This is a genomic window from Pseudomonas sp. PI1 (assembly GCF_000812405.1).
Classification (GTDB): domain Bacteria; phylum Pseudomonadota; class Gammaproteobacteria; order Pseudomonadales; family Pseudomonadaceae; genus Pseudomonas; species Pseudomonas citronellolis.
Genome location: NZ_JWMC01000022.1, coordinates 96,238 through 116,341, shown reverse-complemented (window position 1 = coordinate 116,341; position 20,104 = coordinate 96,238). Strand labels below are relative to the sequence as shown.

The 20,104-nt window shown below is 70.9% G+C and carries 19 protein-coding genes and 1 riboswitch; of the genes, 4 read left to right on the top strand and 15 right to left on the bottom strand.

The genetic code is table 11. The features are described 5' to 3' along the window. The 6 genes from cobD to RN02_RS09515 form a co-directional block, all read right to left on the bottom strand. Window positions 1-987, bottom strand: coding sequence for a threonine-phosphate decarboxylase CobD (gene cobD, locus RN02_RS09540; protein WP_043314226.1), 987 nt, complete (start codon window positions 985-987; stop codon window positions 1-3). After that, window positions 980-2,017 (bottom strand): adenosylcobinamide-phosphate synthase CbiB, encoded by a 1,038-nt coding sequence (gene cbiB, locus RN02_RS09535; RefSeq protein ID WP_043314225.1) that lies wholly within the window; start codon window positions 2,015-2,017, stop codon window positions 980-982. The genes cobD and cbiB overlap by 8 nt, the downstream gene beginning before the upstream one ends. Beyond that, window positions 2,014-2,664 carry a 5,6-dimethylbenzimidazole synthase gene (gene bluB, locus RN02_RS09530; protein WP_043314224.1) on the bottom strand — a complete coding sequence of 217 codons (651 nt, stop codon included), beginning with the start codon at window positions 2,662-2,664 and terminating at the stop codon, window positions 2,014-2,016. Before bluB ends, cbiB begins: the two co-directional genes overlap by 4 nt. Then, window positions 2,661-3,956, bottom strand: a complete 1,296-nt coding sequence (locus RN02_RS09525) for a cobyrinate a,c-diamide synthase (protein WP_043314223.1) — start codon at window positions 3,954-3,956, stop codon at window positions 2,661-2,663. The genes bluB and RN02_RS09525 overlap by 4 nt, the downstream gene beginning before the upstream one ends. Beyond that, window positions 3,956-4,567: a cob(I)yrinic acid a,c-diamide adenosyltransferase gene (gene cobO, locus RN02_RS09520; protein ID WP_043314222.1), complete on the bottom strand. Its 612-nt coding sequence runs from the start codon at window positions 4,565-4,567 to the stop codon at window positions 3,956-3,958. The genes RN02_RS09525 and cobO overlap by 1 nt, the downstream gene beginning before the upstream one ends. A 227-nt stretch (window positions 4,568-4,794) precedes the next feature. After that, window positions 4,795-5,015, bottom strand: a riboswitch (cobalamin riboswitch). 22 nt (window positions 5,016-5,037) lie between these two features. Next, on the bottom strand, window positions 5,038-7,077 hold the full coding sequence (locus RN02_RS09515) for an FUSC family protein (protein ID WP_043314221.1): 2,040 nt from the start codon (window positions 7,075-7,077) through the stop codon (window positions 5,038-5,040). A 131-nt stretch (window positions 7,078-7,208) separates the two neighbouring features. On the opposite strand from RN02_RS09515, the gene RN02_RS09510 reads away from it, so the two are divergent. From RN02_RS09510 to RN02_RS09495, 4 genes are read left to right on the top strand one after another with little or no spacing between them, the layout of a single operon-like run. Next, window positions 7,209-8,357 carry an MlaE family ABC transporter permease gene (locus RN02_RS09510; protein ID WP_024128234.1) on the top strand — a complete coding sequence of 383 codons (1,149 nt, stop codon included), beginning with the start codon at window positions 7,209-7,211 and terminating at the stop codon, window positions 8,355-8,357. Further along, entirely contained in the window at window positions 8,354-9,142 is a 789-nt protein-coding gene (locus RN02_RS09505) for an ABC transporter ATP-binding protein (RefSeq protein WP_009618442.1), read from the top strand. The genes RN02_RS09510 and RN02_RS09505 overlap by 4 nt, the downstream gene beginning before the upstream one ends. Further along, complete coding sequence (locus tag RN02_RS09500) at window positions 9,143-10,081, top strand: MlaD family protein (protein ID WP_009618444.1); 939 nt, start codon at window positions 9,143-9,145, stop codon at window positions 10,079-10,081. Beyond that, entirely contained in the window at window positions 10,078-10,698 is a 621-nt protein-coding gene (locus tag RN02_RS09495) for an ABC-type transport auxiliary lipoprotein family protein (RefSeq protein WP_043314220.1), read from the top strand. Before RN02_RS09500 ends, RN02_RS09495 begins: the two co-directional genes overlap by 4 nt. Window positions 10,699-10,900: 202 nt before the next feature. On the opposite strand, the gene RN02_RS09490 is transcribed toward RN02_RS09495, so the two are convergent. The 9 genes from RN02_RS09490 to hflK (RN02_RS09450) all read right to left on the bottom strand — a co-directional run bounded on the left by RN02_RS09490 (window position 10,901) and on the right by hflK (RN02_RS09450) (window position 20,004). Then, window positions 10,901-11,926, bottom strand: a complete 1,026-nt coding sequence (locus tag RN02_RS09490; RefSeq protein WP_043314219.1) for a Fic family protein — start codon at window positions 11,924-11,926, stop codon at window positions 10,901-10,903. 90 nt (window positions 11,927-12,016) lie between these two features. After that, a complete protein-coding gene (gene cobF, locus RN02_RS09485) occupies window positions 12,017-12,784 on the bottom strand; it encodes a precorrin-6A synthase (deacetylating) (protein WP_043314251.1) in 768 nt (255 codons plus the stop codon). Window positions 12,785-12,786: 2 nt separating this feature from the next. Continuing rightward, entirely contained in the window at window positions 12,787-13,044 is a 258-nt protein-coding gene (locus RN02_RS09480) for a hypothetical protein (RefSeq protein WP_009618451.1), read from the bottom strand. A gap of 103 nt (window positions 13,045-13,147) precedes the next feature. Then, the gene (locus tag RN02_RS09475; protein WP_043314218.1) at window positions 13,148-13,351 is read right to left on the bottom strand and encodes a hypothetical protein; all 204 of its coding nucleotides are present in this window, start codon (window positions 13,349-13,351) and stop codon (window positions 13,148-13,150) included. Window positions 13,352-13,419: 68 nt separating this feature from the next. Beyond that, complete coding sequence (locus RN02_RS09470) at window positions 13,420-15,390, bottom strand: cation-translocating P-type ATPase (protein WP_043314217.1); 1,971 nt, start codon at window positions 15,388-15,390, stop codon at window positions 13,420-13,422. A gap of 12 nt (window positions 15,391-15,402) precedes the next feature. After that, on the bottom strand, window positions 15,403-15,891 hold the full coding sequence (locus tag RN02_RS09465; RefSeq protein WP_236695170.1) for a hypothetical protein: 489 nt from the start codon (window positions 15,889-15,891) through the stop codon (window positions 15,403-15,405). A gap of 99 nt (window positions 15,892-15,990) precedes the next feature. Continuing rightward, a complete protein-coding gene (hflK, locus tag RN02_RS09460) occupies window positions 15,991-17,016 on the bottom strand; it encodes a protease modulator HflK (protein ID WP_043314216.1) in 1,026 nt (341 codons plus the stop codon). Beyond that, on the bottom strand, window positions 17,009-18,034 hold the full coding sequence (hflC, locus tag RN02_RS09455) for a protease modulator HflC (RefSeq protein ID WP_043314215.1): 1,026 nt from the start codon (window positions 18,032-18,034) through the stop codon (window positions 17,009-17,011). The genes hflK (RN02_RS09460) and hflC overlap by 8 nt, the downstream gene beginning before the upstream one ends. Then, on the bottom strand, window positions 18,031-20,004 hold the full coding sequence (gene hflK / locus RN02_RS09450) for a protease modulator HflK (protein ID WP_043314214.1): 1,974 nt from the start codon (window positions 20,002-20,004) through the stop codon (window positions 18,031-18,033). The genes hflC and hflK (RN02_RS09450) overlap by 4 nt, the downstream gene beginning before the upstream one ends. Window positions 20,005-20,104: the final 100 nt, after the last annotated feature.

Sequence of the window (20,104 nt, the reverse complement as noted above, 5' to 3'; positions counted from 1 at the left end):
TCATGTCGGGCTCCATTCGCCGAGGGCCTGGCCCAGGCGCTGCCAGCCGGCTTCGTCGGCGGGCAGGCCGAAGCGCAGGCTCGGCGGACTGTCGAAGAGGCGCACGAGGATGCCGCGGCGGGCCAGGTGCTCGTGCAGTTCGCCGGCCCGAGGGTAGGCAAGCCACTGGAACAGCGCGGTGCCCTGGGTCAGCAACCGGTGCGTTTTAAGAAGCGCGGCCAGGCGTGCGCCGGCCTGCTCCAGCGCTGCGCGGCGTTCACCTTGCCGCGCGTGGTCGGCCAGGGCGTGCCGGGCCACCCAGCGCGTCGGCCCGCTCACCGCCCAGGGCCCGAGCAGCTCGGCCAGGCCCCGCAGCAGCGATGGCTCGGCGAAGGCGAAGCCCAGGCGCGCGCCGGCCAGGCCGAAGAACTTGCCCAGCGAACGCAGCACCACCAGGCCCGGCTGGCCGCCGGCCAGGGGCAGCAGGCTGTGCCCGGGGGTGCAGTCCATGAAGGCCTCGTCCACCACCAGCCAGCCGCCGCGGGCGCGCAGGCGCTCATGCCAAGCCAGCAAGCGTTGGCTGTCGAAGCGCCGGCCGGTGGGGTTGTTGGGGTTGACCAGCAGCAGCACGTCGAGCTGGTCGACCAGGCCGTCCACCTCATCGTCGGCCAGTTCCAGCAGTTCATGGCCATGCTGTTTCCAGGCCGCCGCATGTTCGGCGTAGCAAGGCGCGAGCACGCCGACCCGGCCCGGTGCGCGCAGGCGCGGCAGGGCCTGGATCGCCGCCTGGCTGCCGGGCAGCGGCAGCAATGAGTCACAGCCGTAGTAATCGCGCGCGGCCTGCTCCAGGCCGTCATCCTCTTCCGGCAGGCGCTGCCAGGCGCTGGCGGGGATGTCCGCCAGCGGCCAGGGCCAGGGCGCGATGCCGGTGGACAGGTCGAGCCAGCCCTCCAGCGCGATGCCGTAGCGCTGCGCGGCCGCGCGCAGCTTTCCGCCGTGCTCAAGCATGCAGCAGCGCCCCCAGGCCGAGGATCGCCAGCAGCCACAGCAGCACGCCCTGGCGCACCAGGGCCAGGGCCCGCCAGATGTCGCGGGCGCCTGGCGCCGGGCCTTCGCCCAGTTGCGGGCGTTCGTGCAGTTCGCCGTGGTAGACGGCGTTGCCGCCCAGGGCCACGCCGAGCGCACCGGCGCCGGCGGCCATCACCGGGCCGGCGTTGGGGCTGTCCCATTGCGGCGCCTGGCGGCGCCAGCTGCGCAGGGCCAGGCGGGTGTTGCCGAGCAGCGCGTAGGTCAGCGCGACCAGGCGCGCGGGGATGTAGTTGAGGGCGTCGTCGATCTTCGCCGCGGCCCAGCCGAAGCGTTCGAAGCGCGGGTTGCGGTAGCCCCACATGGCGTCCAGGGTGTTGCTCAGGCGGTACAGCACCACGCCCGGCGCGCCGGCCACGGCGAACCAGAAGAGCGCGGCGAACACCGCGTCGCTGCCGTTCTCCAGCACCGATTCGGTGGCGGCCTTGGCCACCGCGCTGTCGTCCAGTTCGGCGGTTTCGCGGCTGACCATGTAGCCCACGCGCTTGCGCGCCTCGGGCAGGTCGCCGTCGCGCAGGGCCAGAGCCACGGGCTCGGCGTGCTCGCCCAGGCTGCGCAGGCCGATGGCGGCGTAGAGGGCAATGGCGGAGACCAGCCAACCGAGGTGCGGGACCAGGGTCAGCAGCCAGGTGATGAAGGTCAGTGGCAGCACGGCCAGGGCCCAGGCGGTGACGCCGTGGCTGCGCCAGCCGAGACCGGGGGTGTGGTTATCGGAGGTTGGGGAGGTTGGAAGAAGAGCGCCCTCTCCCCGGCCCTCTCCGGAAGGCGGCCCCCCCTGAAGGGCGAGGGAGTCGACGCTGCCAACCGGCAGGTCTGGAGTACGTGAACGATTGAAGCGGCGCTCCAGGCGGTCGGCCAGGCGGCCGAAGGCTACCAGCGGGTGCCAGCGCTTCGGCTCGCCGAGCAGGCCGTCCAGGGCCACGCCGGCGACGCTCAGCAGGGCCAGGCTCATGGGCGTTCTCCCCAGTGATTTTCGTAAAGCAGTTCGTTCAGCGGGCGCGGCTGGCGCCAGCCTTCCAGGGCCAACATGGGCGCCGGGTAGAACTCCGCCACCGGGCCCAGGCACAGCACCGCCACCGCCTCGCTGCCCGCCGGCAGGCCGAGCAGTTCGCCCAGGGCGGCGGGTTCGAACAGCGACACCCAGCCCATCCCCAGGCCTTCGGCGCGGGCCGCCAGCCAGAGGTTCTGGATGGCGCAGGCCAGCGAGGCCAGGTCCATCTGCGGCAGGGTGCGGCGGCCGAAGACGTGGGCCTCGCGGCCGTCCGCCAGGGCCGCCACCAGCAGCTCGGCGCAGTCGCGGATGCCCTCGACCTTCAGCCGCATGAATTCCTCGGAGCGCTCGCCCAGGGCCTCGGCGGTCTTCACCCGCTCCGCCTCCACCAGGCCGTGGATGGCCTCGCGCAGTGCCGGGCGGGTGATGCGGATGAAGCGCCAGGGCTGCATCAGGCCGACGCTGGGGGCCTGGTGCGCCGCTTCCAGCAGACGCGCCAACAGCGCCGGCGCCACCTCGCCGCCGCTGAAGTGGCGCATGTCGCGGCGCTCGGCGATGGCGCGGTAGATGGCCGCGCGTTCCTCGGGGCTGTAGGCGTGCTCGTTCATGGGCGGAAGATCGCGGCGGCGGCTGCCGGGTTCGACGGCAGGTAGAAGTGGATATAGGACGCGGTCAGGCGGCCCAGGCGGAACACCGCCTCGGCCACCGGCTTGGCGTTCGGGCAGGTGCCGCGCAGGGCCGGCTCCAGTTGGCTGTCCAGCAGCGAATGGTGGAAGGTGTGGCCGCGCAGCGGGCCTTCCGGCAGTTCCACTTCCTGCAGGGCCAGGGCGGCCAGGCGCTTCTGCAGGGTGGCACGGCCGGGCAGCAGACCGAGCAGTCGGCCGCTGCGGCCCTCGGCGTCGGTCAGGCCATCGAGCAGGTAGAGCATGCCGCCGCACTCGGCCAGCAGCGGCTTGCCGGCGGCATGGTGGGCGCGGATGGCCTCGGCCATGGCGCGGTTGTTCTCCAGCTGCGCCAGGTGCAGTTCCGGATAGCCGCCGGGTAGATAGAGGCTATCCACCTCCGGCAAGTATTCGTCGGTGAGCGGCGAGAAGAACTTCAGCTCGGCGCCCAACTCGCGCAGCAGGTCGAGGTTGGCCTGGTAGAGGAAGGCGAAGGCGGCATCCCGCGCCACGCCGATGCGCACGCCGGCCAGGGACGCTTGCGGTTCGCGCTCGGTGGGCGCGGCGAAAGTCACCGGCGGCGGCAGGTCCACTGCGCTGCTGGCGGCCAGGGCGTCGGCGGCGGCGTCCAGGCGCGCGTCCAGGTCGGCCAGTTCCTCGGCCTGCACCAGGCCCAGGTGGCGGCTGGGCAGTTCCAGGTCGGCGCTGCGCGGCAACGCGCCGTACCAGCGAATCCACTCCGGCAGGCTGTCGCGCAGCAGGTCGCTGTGACGCTGGCTGCCGACGCGGTTGCCGAGCACGCCGGAGAACGGCAGGCCCGGCTGGTAGGTGGCCAGGCCCACGGCCAGGGCGCCGAAGGTCTGCGCCATGGCCTGGCCATTGATCACGCCGAGCACCGGCACATTGAAGGTGCGCGCCAGGTCGGCCGCCGAGGGCGTGCCGTCGAACAGGCCCATCACCCCTTCAATGAGGATCAGCTCGGCCTCCCCCGCCGCCTCCCAGAGCAGCCGGCGGCTCTGCGCCTCGCCGACCATCCACAGGTCGAGCTGGTGCACGGGCGCGCCGCTGGCGCGGGCGAGGATCATCGGGTCGAGGAAGTCCGGGCCCACCTTGAACACCCGCACCCGGCGCCCCTGGCGCGCGTGCAGGCGGGCCAGGGCGGCGGTGACGGTAGTCTTGCCCTGCCCCGAGGCGGGAGCGGCGATCAGCAGCGCCGGGCACTGGCGCGCCCGGGTCATCAGAACTCCACCCCTTTCTGCGCCTTGATGCCGGCCTTGAAGGCGTGCTTGACCAGGCCCATCTCGGTGACGGTGTCGGCGGCGTCGATCATGCCCTGCTGGGCGGCGCGGCCGGTGACCACCACGTGCTGGTGCGCCGGACGCGCGGCGATGTCGGCCAGCACGGCGTCCAGCGCCAGGTAGCCGTGCTTGAGGGCGATGTTCAGCTCGTCCAGCAGCACCAGGCCGACGGCCGGGTCGGCCAGCAGCTCGCGGGCCACGTCCCAGGCCTGCCGGGCTTTCTCGATGTCGCGCTGGCGGTCCTGGGTCTCCCAGGTGAAGCCCTCGCCCATCACGTGGTAGCGCACCTGCTCGGGGAAGCGGCGGAAGAAGGCTTCCTCGCCGGTGCTCGCGGCGCCCTTGATGAACTGCACCACGCCGGCCTGCATACCATGGCCGAGGGCGCGGGCGAGCATGCCGAAGGCCGAGCTGCTCTTGCCCTTGCCGTTGCCGGTGAGCACCAGCAGCACGCCGCGCTCGTCCCGAGCCTGGGCGATCTTCTCGTCGATCACGTCCTTCTTGCGCTGCATGCGCGCGCGGTGGCGCTCGTCCTTTTCCGGGGATTCGCTCATCGTTGGGTCTCCTGGCCGAAGGCGGCCGTGCTCGCGATGCCAAGGCACCGGGGCTGAAGGGGCGTGCGGGAGGGACGACGGAAAGCAGCCGCGCGGCGCGGGGCCGTGGCTGGAAGGAGAATGCTCATCTGCCTGATCGCTCCACCGCTCTCACCCGCGCGGCTAGTAAACCGGGATGACGCGGGGCGATCGGAGCGCGGCCTGGGCAGCGCCCGACGGCTTCCTGCGCGTCGTCGTCGCTACGGGCCGGTCTCCGGGCTCGCGAGTGAAGGTCACCGGACCTCTGCGGCTGCGCCTTCCCATGCCGTTGGCACAGTGGCTGTTGCGTCCGCGTGACTCGCCTACCGTTGCGGGGGCAGCGCCGGAATGACCGAATTGGCTCGGTTGCACCGGCTTCCCTGTTTCACCTTCGGCCATGGCCGAGGGCACCTGTAGCAGGCGCGCAGCTTAGAGGCAGGCGGGGTGGCCGGTCAATCGGCGGCGGCGATGGGTCGCGCCTGCTGCGCGGGCGCGGCGGCCGGGTCCTGGCGGCACCAGCGCAGCCAGATGAACTGCAGCTGGACCAGGGTGGCGCGAGCCAGTTCGCGGTCCTCGGCCGGCAGCCGGTGGTCGTTTTCCAGGGCCTTGAACAGCGCCACGCTGGCCGCCTCCAGGGCCTGCTCGCGGCCGGCGCGCGGGCCGCCGGCGAGCAACAGGTCGTGCAAACACAGCAGGTAGGCGTCGCGGGCCCGGCGCACGGGGCCGCGGGCAGCGGCCAGGCGCGCGCGCAGGAACAGCAGCTCGTCGCCCAGGTCCAGCGCCAGCAGGCCGCCGCGCCAGCGCGCGCGGCGCTCGGCCGGCAGGTTCTTGTAGAACTGCGCCAGGCGCAGCAGGCGGTCGGCGCTGCGGCCGTCGAACCAGACCTCCAGCGGCGGCAACGGACCGCGGGTGAGCCGCGCCAGGTCGGCGAGGATGGCCGCCAGCACGCGGCGGTAATGGCGCTGCCCGGGCGCCAGGCGCACCAGGTTGAACACCAGCACGGCGAAGGCCACGCCGATCACGGTGGCCAGCGCCGAATTGAGGAAGTGGCCGAGGTCGTAGCTCATCTCGTTGCTCGGCCCGATGTTCTTCACATAGAAGATGCAGAAGGACGAGGCGATGGCGGCGATCGGCGGCCGCGTCATGCACAGCGCGGCGATGAACAGCGGCACGCCCAGCACCAGCGCCAACGCCGGGAAGCCATCGCACAACGGCAGTATCACCAGGCCTGCGACGCCGGCAAAAGGTACCGACAGGACGATGCCGCGCAAGAAGTTCAGCCCGGCGCCGGCCGGGTTGTCGCGGCTGGCGAACAGGCTCAGCACCACGCCGGTGATGGACACCGCGCCCAGGCCGCTGGGCCAGGCCGTGGCCAGCCAGAAGGCCGACACGCAGAGGAACGCCAGGGCGCTGCGCAGGCCGTAGAGCAGACCGCGTTCGATGTCGCGGTGCCAGACGATCACCCCCGGCGCGTTGCGCGGCGCCTCGCCGTAGACCAGCGCCTGCATGCTGCGCTGGGCCTCGCCGGCCATCTCCAGGGTGCGCGCCAGGCATTCCAGGCACAGGCGTTGCTGGGCGTTGTCGCGTTCCCGCGCGGCGTCGCCGAGGCGTTCGCGGCAATCCTCGAAGGCGCGGTACCCGGCCTTCTCCAGCAGTTCCATGACCTCGCGCCGCCAGGGCTCCAGCGCGGCCGCCGCGGCCTGGTCCAGCAGCCGCCACTCCCGCGCCACCTTGCGCGCCGCGCGCAGCAGGCCCAGCAGGTCGGCGTTCAGCACCCGCAGCGCCTGGGCCCGGCGCCGGCCGCTCTCGCCCTCGAACCAGGCGTGCTCGCGCTGCGCGTCCACCGCCACGATGCGGCCCATGGCACGGATCAGCGGACCGCGTTCGTCGGCGCCGGTCAGCTCGGCGGCCGCCGCTTGCAGGCCGGTTTCCCAGGCGCCCCTGCCCTGCTCCGCCAGTTGCTGCTGCACGCGCCGCGGCCAGAGCACGATGCTCACCAGCGAGGCGCAGAGGATGCCCAGGCCGATCTCCGAGCAGCGCGCCACGGCCTGGTCGAACACCGTCATGGGCGCGGCGCTGGAAGGCAGCGCGATGATCGCCGTGGTATAGCCGGCGAGTACGAAACCGTAGGAAGAGAAGTTCTGCAGCAGCGAGGCGCCGGCGGTGCAGAACGCCAGCCAGGCGGCCATGGCCAGCAGGAATGGCAGCGGCGCCTGGCCGAACTGGGCGATCAGCGCCACCGAGACCACGGCCCCGATGCAAGTGCCGAGCAGGCGGAACACGCTCTTGGCCAGCACCATGCCGCTCAGCGGCTGGCTGACCACGAATACCGTGACCAGCGCCCATTGCGGTTGCTGCAACTCAAAGCGGAACGCCAGGTAGAGCGCGAGAATGCCGGCCACCAGCGACTTGCTGGCGAACTGCAGGTCCGTGCGACGCGGGCGCAGCACGGCGCGAAAGAACTCGGTGAACAGCGAGAGGAAAGCAGGCATGCAGACATACCGGCAAAATCGTTGATCGAACTATTAAATAGCTTGCTAACAATGTCAAGAAACATCCTGTAACCGCCCTGAGTGGAAGGCGACGGATGGTCTCGTCACACAACTCCGCTAGACTCCGTGGGATGACCGAAACCGCTCAAGCCGGCCAGCTGCGCCTGGACACCTCCGCCTCCCCGCCTCTGCTGCAAGTCAGCGGCGACTGGACGCTCGCCCATTTCGCCGACCTGCAGCGCCAGGTCGGCGCCCTCGACGGCCAGCGGACCCACGCCGGGGGCTTCGACTTCAGCCGGCTCGGCGCCCTCGACACCGCCGGCGCCAGCCTGCTCGCCGACCTGATCGGCGCCAGCGGCCTGCAGCGCCTGGACGAGATCGCCGCCGAGGTGCCCAGGGAGCGCCGCGACCTGCTGCGCGCGGTGGGCAGCTCCATCACCCAGTGCCGCCTGCACGAGAAGAAGCCGCCGCCAGGCAACGCCCTGGTCGACCTGCTGGAACGCATCGGCCGCGCCATGGAGGTCTTCTGGAAGGACCTGGTGGGCGTGCTCGGCTTCATCGGCCTGACCCTCGAAAGCCTGGCGCGCTGCGCCCTGAACCCACGGCGCTGGCGGCCCACCTCGCTGGCCGCGCACATGGAGCAGACCGGCCTGGACGCCGTGCCCATCGTGGCCCTGCTGACCTTCATGGTCGGCGCCGTGGTGGCCTTCCTCGGCGCCACCGTGCTGAACAAGTTCGGCGCGGCCATCTACACCGTCGACCTGGTGGGCTTCTCGTTCCTGCGCGAGTTCGGCGTGCTGCTCACCGCCATCCTCCTCGCCGGGCGCACCGCCAGCGCCTTCACCGCGCAGATCGGCTCGATGAAGTCGAACCAGGAGATCGACGCCATCCGCGCCCTGGGCCTGGACCCGATGGAATTGCTGGTGCTGCCGCGGGTGCTGGCGTTGCTGCTGGTGCTGCCGCTGCTGACCTTCCTGGCGATGCTCTCGGGCATCGTCGGCGGCGGCGTGGTCTGCGCGCTGTCGCTGGACATCTCGCCGCGCATGTTCATGGTCATGCTGCAGAACGACATCGCCGTGCAGCACTTCCTGGTGGGCCTGGTGAAGGCGCCGGTGTTCGCCTTCGTGATCGCCGTGATCGGCTGCCTGGAAGGCTTCCGCGTCAGCGGCAGCGCGCAGTCGGTGGGCGAGCACACCACCTCGGCGGTGGTCCAGTCGATCTTCGCGGTGATCCTCATCGACGCCATCGCCGCGCTGTTCTTCATGGAGATGGGCTGGTGAGCGAAGAAGCCATCATCCAGGTCCGCGACCTGTGCAACCGCTTCGGCGACCACGCGGTGCACGAGCACCTGGACCTGGACGTGCGCCGCGGCGAAATCCTCGGCGTGGTCGGCGGCTCCGGCACCGGCAAGTCGGTGCTGCTGCGCGCCATCATCGGCCTGCGCCGGCCCCAGGAGGGGCAGATCCACGTGTTCGGGCAGAACCTGCTGGAACTGCCGCCGGAGCAGCGCTCGAAGATCGAACGGCGCTTCGGCGTGCTGTTCCAGAACGGCGCGCTGTTCTCCTCGCTGACCGTCAGCGAGAACGTCTGCCTGCCGCTGATCGAGCACGCCGGGCTCACCCGCGACGACGCCGAGTACCTGGCCAAGGTGAAGATCTCCCTGGCCGGGCTGCCGCCGGAGGCCGGCGACAAGTATCCCGCGGAGCTGTCCGGCGGCATGGTCAAGCGCGCAGCCCTGGCCCGCGCCCTGGCCCTGGACCCGGACATCCTGTTCCTCGACGAGCCCACCGCCGGCCTCGACCCGATCGGCGCGGCGGCCTTCGACCAGTTGATCCTGACCCTGCGCGAGGCCTTCGGCCTCACCGTGTTCCTGGTCACCCACGACCTGGACACCCTCTACACCATCTGCGACCGCGTCGCCGTGCTGTCGCAGAAGCGCGTGCTGGTGGTCGGCAGCCTCGACGAGGTGGCAGCCAACCCCGACGCCTGGGTCCAGGACTATTTCCACGGCCCGCGCGGCCGTGCCGCGCAGCAGGCGGCGGACCGCCTGCGGGAGGAGAACTGAATGGAAACCCGCGCCCACCACGTGGTCATCGGCCTGTTCACCGTGCTGGTGGCGGCCGGCGGCCTGCTCTTCGGCCTGTGGCTGGCCAAGAACAGCAGCGACCAGCAGTACAACTACTACGACGTGATCTTCACCGAGGCGGTGACCGGCCTGTCCCAGGGCGGCACCGTGCAGTACAGCGGGATCAAGGTCGGCGACGTGGTCAGCCTGCGGCTGGACCCGCGCGACCCGCGCAAGGTGCTGGCGCGCATCCGCGTGTTCGACCAGACGCCGATCCGCCAGGACACCCGTGCCAAGCTGGCCATCACCGGGGTCACCGGCACCGCCATCATCCAGCTCAGCAACGGCTCGCCGGAAAGCCCGCCGCTGGTGGGCAAGGACGGCCAGGTGCCGGTGATCAAGACCATCCCCTCGCCGCTGAGCAAGCTGCTGGCCAACGGCGAGGACATCGCCACCAACGTCAGCAACCTGATCAACAACGTCAACCGCATGTTCTCCCAGGAGAACGTCGACCGCATCAGCCGCACCCTCGACCACATCGACCAGGCCACCGCGGTGATCGCCGAGCAACGCGGCGACATCCGCCGCACCGTGCAGGAACTGGCCGCGGCCAGCGAACAGGCCAAGCTGACCCTGGCCAACGCCAGCCAGCTGCTGGGCAACGCCAACCAGTTGCTCGGCAGCCAGGGCAAGGATTCGCTGGTCAGCGCCCAGCAGACCCTCGCCGCGCTGCAACGCAGCAGCGAGAAGGTCGAGCGCCTGCTCGACAGCAACTACGACTCGGTCAACGGCGGGCTGAACGGCCTGGGCGAGATAGGCCCGGCGGTGCGCGAACTGCGCGCCACCCTGGAGAACCTGCAGCGGGTCACCCGGCGCCTGGAAGAGAACCCGACCAACTACCTGTTCGGCGGCAACCGCACCAAGGAGTTCCAACCATGAAGGCCCCCCTGCGCCTGCTCGGCTACAGCGCCCTCGCCGCCCTGCTCGGGGCCTGCTCGATCCTGCCCAGGGCGGAGACCCCGGACATCTACCTGCTGCCGGCGCAGCAGCAACCGCCGCGCGCCACCCCGGCGGTGGACTGGTCGCTGCGGGTGCTGGCGCCCAGGACCAGCCAGGTGCTGGACAGCAACCGCATCGCCGTGCAGCCCAGGGGCGACCTGCTCAGCGTCTACAAGGGCGCGCGCTGGGCCGACGGCGCCCCGCCGCTGCTGCGCGACCGCCTGCTCGACGCCTTCCGCGCCGACGGCCGCATCCAGGCCCTGAGCAGCGACGAAGTCAGCCTGCAGGCCGACCTGGAACTGGGCGGCGACCTGCGCGCCTTCCAGGCCGAATACCGCGACAAGGGCGTGGAAGCGGTGGTCATCCTCGAAGCCCGCCTGGTGCGCAGCGCCACCCAGCGCATCGTCGCGACACGACGCTTCGAGGTCCGCCAGCCGGCCGCCGGGGAAAAGGTGCCGGAAGTGGTCAGCGCCTTCGGCCAGGCCACCGACCGCCTGGCGGCAGAGGTGGTGGGCTGGACGTTGCAGCAGGGGCAGGCGCAGAAGTTCGAGCGGTGAAAGACCGCGCCTAATGGCAACACGTAGGGCGCATAACGCCTACGGCGTTATCCGCCATTTGGCCTCGGTTCCCGGCGGCTCCGAGGCCAACCGTGGCGTTGGCTGTGGCCCCGGCGTATCGGCGTATAACCGCGAACGGTTATACGCCCTACGGAGCGCCTTTCGTAGGATGGGTTGAGCGAAGCGATACCCATCGCCACGGCTAGTCGGAAACCCGCCTGCGCCAACCCGGATCGGTCAAGCGATAACACTGCTGGGGACTGCGCGGCGAATCTGGTTGGGTCATTTCCAGCAATCCGGACACCATCGCCGGCCCCAGGTAGTTCTTCCGGAAGGTTGGCCGGTGCGACAACCCCAACCTGCGCATGATTTCCGAGGACTTGAGGGCTTCTCCCTTGTTGAAAGCCTGCAACAGCTGTTGCACGCTCTCGTTTACTTGATCGGCAACTTGATCGCTTACTTGTTCGGTCTGCGCGACTTCGTCCATGGCTGCCAGTAATGCCCGCAACATGTAGTCAACGAAGGGCGTCGCCTGTGCAACATGATCGGCCTCGGCCAAGGCCGCGTAGTAGGCCTCCTGCTGAGCATGGATGACCGTCTCCACCGGCAAGTAAGCCAACAGCGGATTCCAGCGACTGAGTATCAAGGTCTGCCAGAGTCGTCCCATGCGCCCGTTGCCATCGGCGAACGGGTGAATGAATTCGAACTCGTAATGAAAAACACAACTCGCCAGTAGCGGGTGCCAGTCCGTATGGCCCAGCCACTCCAGCAACTGCCCCACCAGCGTCGGGACACGGTTGGCCGGCGGCGCCATGTGTAGCAGTTGGTCACCCCGGTAGATGCCGACACCACCCTGTCGAAAATGCCCCGCGTCGTCGATGAGCCCTTTCATCAGGCTGGCGTGGGCTGCCAATAGATCGGGTTGAGAGGTCGGATGCCAGGAAGGCAGGTATTCATAGGCGCGAAAGGCATTGCGTACTTCCTGGATTTCACGGGGCAATCCCAGCACCCGCTTCCCCTCCAGCACGGCAGTGACCTGCTCGACGCTGAGGGTGTTGTTTTCGATGGCCAGAGAGGCCTGGATGGTACGGATACGGTTGCCGCGCCGTAGTTGAGGCGTCAATGCCGAGTCGCCACCCACCGAAAGCCGGCCGACCCGCTCGCAGATTTCACCGACCAATCGCAGCAGTGAAGCGGAAAGGGCAAGCGGTGGTTCATAGGCCTTCATGGCGATATCGGGTCCGAGTCTGCGCAGGCATCCGAAGCGATAGTGCGTACATTGGCGGCACTGCCACCCGTGGCAAACACCAAGCGCACGTTATTGATTCTCCACCCGCCGCAACAGATAGGTATCCATGATCCAGCCATTGGCCTCGCGGGCCTTCAGGCGCGTGTCGCGGATGCGTTCGGCGACTTCGTCCAGGCGGCCGGCGATCAGCAGTTCGTCCGGGGTACCGACGTAGGCGCCCCAGAAGATTTCCAGGTCCTGGCCGCGCAGGCCGGTGTAGCTGTCCTGGGCGTCGAGCATCACCACCACGTCCTGCACGCCGGCGGGCAGGCCTTCGCGGGCCAGGCGGCGGCCGGTGGTGATCTGCACCGCGCCGCCTATGTGGTTGAGCGGGATGCGGTGGCGCGCGGCCAGGGCCTGCACGCTGGTGATGCCGGGGATGACTTCGTAGTCGAAACGCAGCCGGCCGCTGGCGAGGATGGCGTCGAGGATGCGGATGCTGCTGTCGTACAGCGCCGGGTCGCCCCAGACCAGGAAGGCGCCGCATTCGTCTTCGGCCACGTGCTCGTCGATCAGCCGCTCGAACAGCGCCTGCTTGGCCGCGTTGAGGTCCACCACGCTGCCGGCGTAGTCGGCCACGCCGCGCTCGCGCTCCGGCAGTTCGGCCTCCACCACGCGGTAATCGCCGCGCTCGACGTAGCGCTCGCAGATATCGCGGCGCAGGTCGAGCAGCTTGGTCTTGCTGGCGCCCTTGTCGAGCAGGAAGAACACGTCGGCGCGGTTCAATGCCTTGACCGCCTGGAGGGTCAGTTGCTCGGGGTCGCCGGCGCCCACGCCGATCAGCAGCAGTCGTTTCATGGTCATTTGCAATGGTAGGGGCTTTCGCCTTCCAGTTCCTGGTCGGCGTCGATGTCACGGATGATCACCGTGGCCTTGGGATAGCTGGAGCAGAGCGCGTTGCGCACCGTATAGATGCCGCTGCCCTGGGCCAGGAAGGACTTCTTGTTGAGCTTCTGCCCGTTGGCGTCGACGGCGTCTATCTCGTAGTGGCCGCCGAAGGTCTTGCAGCCGCCCAGCACCAGCAGGCTGGCGCCGAGCAACAGGGGAATCGCTTTCATTGCCTCTCCTTGTCTGCGACCGGCAAAGGTGCGAGCCGGTCATTCTGAGGATGTCGGGCCTGTTTCGACAAGCCCGGCGGCCATTTGCTCCCCGCCGGGGCGCTCAGCGCTTGCCCATGGAGCGGCGCGAACCGCGGGGCGCCGGCGGGCGGCGTACATCCTTGTCGTAGGCCTTGCGCGGCTGGTAGCCGGCGGCGGCGTCCTTCTGCGCGGCGAGGGCGGCGCGGGTCAGTTCGGCCAGGGATAGCGGGGCCTGGGCCGGGGTGTCCGCGCTGTCGTCGCGCGGCGGCTGTTGCGAGGAAGTCATGATAGAGACCGGATGAAGATGCGGAAACGGCGCCCATCATACCCGATAGGCACCGTGCCCGCTGCTCCTCAGGCGCCGACCGGCTCCCCGGTAGGGCCCTCCGGGCGCGCCTGGCCGAGGCTTTCGTCGAAACGCAGCAGGCGCCCGGCGTTGCCCAGCACCAGCAGGGTGCTGAGGTTGTGCAGCACGGCGGCAATCATCGCCCCGGCGGCGCCGAGCAGGCCGAAGGCAGCCGCCGCGACTATGGCCAGGGTCCAGCCCAGGCCGATCGCCACGTTCACCTGCAGGGTGCGCCGGCACTGGCGGCTCAGCCGCACGCAGGTGCCCAGGCGGCGCAGGTCGCTGCCGATCAGCACCACGTCGGCCGAGGCCAGGGCGATGTCGGCGCCGCCGGCGCCCATGGCCACGCCCACCACGCCGGCCTTGAGCGCCAGCGAGTCGTTGATGCCGTCGCCCACCACCAGCGGGCGGAAGCCCTTGTCGATCTCCTCGCCGACGCGGTGCAGCTTGTCTTCGGGCAGCGCCTGGGCGCTGACTTCGGCGATGCCCACCTCGCGCGCCACGCCTTCGGCGACGCTCTGGCGGTCACCGGTGAGCAGCAGTTGGCGGCCCAGGCCCAGTTCGCGCAGCTCGGCCATGGCCTGCGGTGCCTCCGGGCGCAGGCTGTCGGCCAGCAGCAGCCAGGCGCGGAAGCGCCCGCCCAGGGCCAGGCCGGCGATGGGGCCGTCGTGCTCGGGCACCGGCGCGGTGGCGATGCCCAGTTGGGCGAACAGCTCGGGCCGGCCGAGGGCCGCCTCGCCCTGCGGGGTGTGGGCGATGACGCCCAGGCCCTGGCGTTCGCGGATGTCCTCCAGCGGGTGGTAGGCATCGTGGGGCACCAGCGCGGCCAACGCGCGGCTGACCGGGTGGCTGCTGGCCGCGCCCAGGCTGGCGGCCAGTTGGCGCAGCGCCGCCGGGTCTTCCCCGGGCTCGCCGCGCAGGGCCTGCAGGCGCAGGCTGCCGTGGGTCAGGGTGCCGGTCTTGTCGACCACCAGCGAGGTCAGGTCGGCCAGCTCTTCGAGGAAGGCCGAACTGCGGATCAGGATGCCGTGGCGCGCCGCCACGGCGATGCCGGCGATGGCCGTGGCCGGCGCCGAGAGCACCAGGGCGCAGGGGCAGGCGGCGACCAGCACGGCGAGCATGGCCTGGGGGTCGTTGGTGACGAACCAGGTGACCGCGGCGATCAGCAGCACCAGCACCATGTAGCGCCCGGCGTAGCGTTCCAGCAGGCGGGTGATCGGCGGCTTGGCGCGCTCGGCGCGCTGCATCAGGGCGATCACCTTGCCCAGGGTGGATTCCTCGCCGGTGCGCGTCACCTCGATGCGCAGCAGGCCGTCGAGGTTGATGGCGCCGCCGTAGACCTCCATCCCGGCCTGCGCCTCCAGCGGCACCGATTCGCCGGTGATGGGCGCGGTGTCCAGGCTGGCCTGGCCGTCCAGCACCCGGCCGTCGGCCGGCACGCGGTCGCCGGCGCGCACTTCCACCTGGTCGCCGGCGCGCAGCTGGGCGTTGTCCACTTCCTCCACGGCGCCGTCGGCGCGGATGCGCCGGGCCTGGCTGCGGGTCAGGCGGCCGAGGGCCTCGATGGCTTCCTGGGAGCCGATCACGCTGCGCTCTTCCAGCACGTGGCCGAAGATCATGATGATCGGCAGCAGCGCTGCGGTCAGCAGGTCGCCGGTGGCCCAGGCGCCGAGCATGGCCAGGGCGATCAACTGGTCGGTGATGCCGTGCAGGCTGGGGTGGCGCAGGCTGGCGACGGCCGAGCGCAGCACCGGCACCGCCACCAGCAGCGAGGCGACGCCCAGCAGCATCTGCGCCACGCCTTCCTGCTGCGGCGCCAGCCAGCGCCAGAGCAGGCCGAGCAGCAGCAGGCCGAGGGCGAGCATGGCCAGGCTCAGCTGGCGGGCGGCGGCGCGCTGCTCGTCGCGGCTGAGCATGGCCCCCGTGAGGTGGCCGTGGCTGTGGCCATGGTGATGGCCGTGGTGGTGGTGTGCGCTCATCTATCGCTCAGGTCATCGGCTCGACGCGGTCTCGTCGTCCTTGAGGAGGGTGGCCCGGGGCGGGAAGCGGGTGTCCGGGCGCTGTACGTATTCCTCGGCCTCGGCCTCGGTCAGCACCCAGATCTGGTTGACCTGGCCGCTGAGGCCGCTCTTCAGGGCGACGAACTTGTCCTTCAGCTGCGGCATCAGGCCATTGACGATGAACAGGTTGTTCTCGTTGCGGATGCGCACCGAGACCGCCACCGGGTAGCTGACGGTCTTCTGGTACAGGCCCAGGCTGACCACCTGCTTGAGCAGGTTGGGCTTGGGCCGCTTGAGGGTGATGACCGGGAAACTGGCGCTGTCCACCACGCCCACCAGCATGCCCGAGGGCAGTTCGCGGCCGGCCTCGGCGCTGCCGGCGCCGAGCAGCAGGCCCAGGGCCAGCAGCAGCGCGCCCAGGGGGCGCCAGCGGTTGCCCCGCGACGAAGTGGAAGAGTGCCGGTAAGCGACAGCGTTCATGGAGTGTCCCGCCCTAGGTGTTTTCTCGGAATGTGGGTGTCGGGCCTGCGGCCCTCGGCGAGCCTAGCGCGTCCGTGTGACATCTGTCCGCCCATTGCTTCACGGCTGCGGCCCCTGGAGGATCAGGCGGCCGGCGTCGCGGGGGTCGACGGTGGTGACCGCGCCGGCCTTGCCGAGGATGCCGGGGACTCGCTCGCGGTACAGGCGCAGCAGCAGGCCGGGGTCCTGGCTGGCGGCCAGGCTGGTGATGGTCGCAGTGTCGGCATGGGCCTTGGCCAGGCGCTCGCCGGCCTGGGCGCGGGCCACCTGCAGGGTGCGGTCGGCGGCCTGGGTGGCCGCCTGGGTCTGCCGCGCGGCGTCGTTCTGCGCGCTGGCGACGTTCTGCTCGGCCAACTGGCTGGCGGTGAGCACGGCGTTGAAGGCGCTCACCGCCTCGCGCGGCAGCGAGGACTGCACGTCCACCCGCTCGATCTCGACACCCAGCCCGCTGCCGGCGGCGGCCAGTGCCGCCAGGCTCTGGTTGATGCCCTGCTGCAGGTCGCCGCGCAGGCGCTCGCGGCGCTCGGCCACCGCGCTGTCGCTGCCGACCAGTTCGGGGCGGGCGACCAGGATGGTGTCCAGGTCGCGGGCCGCGCACACGCTCACGGCATTGCGCGCCACCAGGCGGTCGAGCGCCGGCAGCACGTGCTCGCCCTGGAGCACGTAGGCGTAGGGGTCGACCACCTTGTAGAACACCCGCACGTCCAGCTGCACGACGCCGGCATCACCGGTCAGGAGGTAGCCGGAGCCGGCCGTGGCGTCGTTGACCAGGCTGACGTCGAGGTCGGCCTTCTGCGCCTGGGCCGAGCGCAGCAGGGTTTCCACCCGGCGCTCGATGACGCGCTCGGCCGCCGGCAGCAACACCACCTGCTCGAAGGGCTGAGGCCAGGCCAGCAGCAGGCCGGGGTTGGCGATGCGCTGCAGGGCGCCCATGCGCAGCACCACGGCGCGGCTGTCCGGGCCGATCTCGCGGACGTTGGACAGCGCCCAGCCGAGCGCCGCCAGCAGCGTCACGCCATAGAGCGCGACGAACGCCAGGCGCCCGGCCTGCAGCCAGGGGCTGCCGCCCTCGGCGCGCTCACTCATGCTGCGCACCCGGCCTGGGCGCCGGCAGTTGCGGCGGGCCGTCCACCAGCACGCGGAAGGGCGCGGCGTCGGTGCGCAGGACCAGGCGGGTGCCGGAGTTGACGATGGTGCCCAGGGTATCCAGCGAGCGCAGCAGGTTGTACAGCTCGGGCGAGCCGGCGTAGGCCTTGGCGTAGATGTCCGCCGCCTCGACGCGGGACTGCGCCTCGATGTCGGCGGCCTTGACCGTGGCGTCGGCCTGCAGGATGCGCGCGTCGCGCTCGGCGGCGGAGCGGATCTCGGCGGCCTTGCGCTTGCCCTCGGCGGTGCGCTCGGTGGCGATGGTCTCGCGCTCGGCGCGCATGCGGTCGACGGTGGCGCCGAGGGTCACCGAGGGCAGCGTCAGGCGTTCGATGCCCACCTGCAGCACGCGCACGCCGTAGGTGTCGCGCAGGGTCTTGTCGATCTGCCCGCGCAGGCGCTGTTCGAAATCGGCGATGCGCACCTTGCTGCCGTCGGTATTCACCAGGTCGGCCAGGTCGAAGCCGCTGGCGGTGGTTTCCAGGGCCGAGCCGACGAAGGTGCGGATCTGCCGCGCCGCCTCGTCGGGCTGGTTCTGCACCGCGCGCATGAAGCGCTGCACGTCGTCCGCGTCGGGCTGCACCTGCCAGGCCACGTAGGCCTGGACGATGATGCGCAGGCCGTCGCGGGTGCCGACGTCCTGCAGGCCGCTGGAGGTGGTGCGCAGGCGCAGGTCCACCGGGATGGCCGCCTCGAACGGCACCGGCAGGCGCCAGGCCAGGCCCGGCTGCAGCAGCACCCGCACCGGGTTGCCGAAACGGGTGACGACGGTCGCCTCGCCGGAGCGCACCTGCACCAGGCAGGCGGTGGCGGCGGCGAACAGCACCAGCAGCGCGGCCAGGCCTATGCGCCGCCAGGGCAAGGGCCCGGCGCCGCCGTGCTCATGCTCGTGAGGGGGGTGGCCGTGCTCATGGTCGTGGTCGTGGTGCGCGTGGTCGTGGCTGTGCGACGAACTCAAGGGGCGAGCTCCTGTTTGGCCGGCTTGCGCGCCGGGTCGAAGGGCGCGGTGAAATAGCCGCGCAGGTCGAGGGTCGGCGCATCGCCGGCGCCCAGTCGATGGTCGATGACCAGGGCGTTGGCATTGCCCAGGCCCTGGCCCAGGCGGGCGAAATACTGTTCCAGCAGGAACGACTGGCCGGCGTCCTGCCAGGCCTTGCGCTCGGCGCCGAAGCGCAGGTCGGCGGCCCGCGCCGCGGCCAGCGTCTCGCGGGCATCGGCATTGGCCTTGTCCACCGCCTGGCTGGCGGCCAGGCGGGCCTCGTTGCCCTGCTCGGCGGCCTTGCCGCGCTCGCGGGCGATCAGCGCCTGGGCGGTGATCTGCGCCGCCTGCACGCCATGGTAGGCATTCGCCGCGCCGGCCGGCGGGTGGATGGCCTCGACCACGGTGGCGAGGATTTCCACGCCGCTGCGCAGCTCGTCGAGGTCGGCCTGTACAGCCTTGCCGATGTCCTGCGCCAGGGCCTCGCGCTCGCCGCCGAGGACGCCGTCCAGGGTGCGCGAGGCGAAGTCATGGACCAGCACGCGGCTGGCGGTGCTGCGGATCAGCGCCGGCACGTCGGCGCTGTTGTAGGTCGCCGCCAGGGCCGCGGCATCGTCCAGGCCGATGCGGTAGACGAAGCGCACGTCCATGTTGACCACCTGGAAGCTCTGCTTGCCCTCGGCGGCGCTGGCGATCACCTGGGATTTCTCGCTGCGGTGGGAGGCATCCCACAGGCGGTTGGCGCTGTCCGGCGCGGGGCCATCGGCCGGGCCCGGCGGGTCGGCGGCGGCGGAATCGCCGGAGGTGGCCAGTTCGTGGATCACGCCGTTCTCCACCGCGAGCACCCGCCCGAACGGCCAGGGCAGGCCGACATGCAGGCCCGGCTGCAGCACCGCCTCGGGCTTGCCGAAGCGCTCGTAGACGCCGCGGCCGTCCAGGGATACCTCGTGTATGCCGCTGAGCAGCCAGCCGACCAGCGCCACCAGCGCGGCCACCGGCAGGAAGGCGCGACGCATGAAGGCGAACGCCCAGACCTGGCGCAGGTCGATGCCGAAGCGCTGTTGCAGTTCGTCCTGCAGGAACTGCAGCGGCCGCGGCGGCCAGCGCAGTTGCCCGGCCACCAGGCTGCGGCCGACCAGGCGCGGCTCCTCGCGCTCGCGTTGCGGCAGGAAGGCGGAAAACACCGCGCGCGCCAGCAGCTCCACGGCCACCGCGGCGGGCAGCAAGCCGAGCAATACCAGCAGGCGCACCGGCCAGAGATTGTCGGCGCTGGCGAACAGCAGGCCGGGCAGCGACAGCAGCTGCACGGCGATGACCAGCCGCAGCAGCGGCGCCAGGGCGGCGGCTTCCGGCCACTGGGCCTCGCCGCTGGCGGCGAAGTGGCGCTCCAGCACCAGCAGGCCAAAGGCGCCCAGCAACAACAGCCCGGCACCGATATAGGCCGCCTGGCCCAGGTCGGCGCCCGGCAGCGCCAGGCTCCAGCCGGCGCGGATCACCAGCAGCGCGGCGACGCAGAGCCCCGCCAGCCAGAGCGAGCCCGGGCCGATGCGCCGCAGCAGCGAACGGATGCCACGGCCGATGCTGTCGAGGAAGCGGTCATAGGCGCTCAGCGCTTCGGGGGCTAGCGGTTCGTCCGCCGTCTCACGCCCGCCGAACCAGCGCAGCGAAGGCTCCTGTCCCAGGGCCCGCGCCCGCCAGGCATCGACGCGCCAGGCCGACTGCGCCGCCGCGGCCAGCAGCAGCAAGGCCGCCGCGTTGTTGCACAGCAGCGGCAGCCAGGGCGAGCGGGCGGCGAACAGGCCGATGAGAATCGCCAGGAGGAACAGCAGCGCGGCCAGCAGGCCGCTGCCCAGGGCCAGGGCGAACAGGCGCCGGGCATGCACCGCGGCCTGCTGGAAGCGCGGCAGCGCCTGCAGGTCCTCGCCCGCGGTGTCCAGGTCGACTCGCATCACAACTCCAGAGGCGGCCAGGAGGCCAGCCGGTACATCGGCGCGCAGGGAAACAAAATGTAACCTTATAACAATCGGCGTGAAATTCTCGTCGAGACGC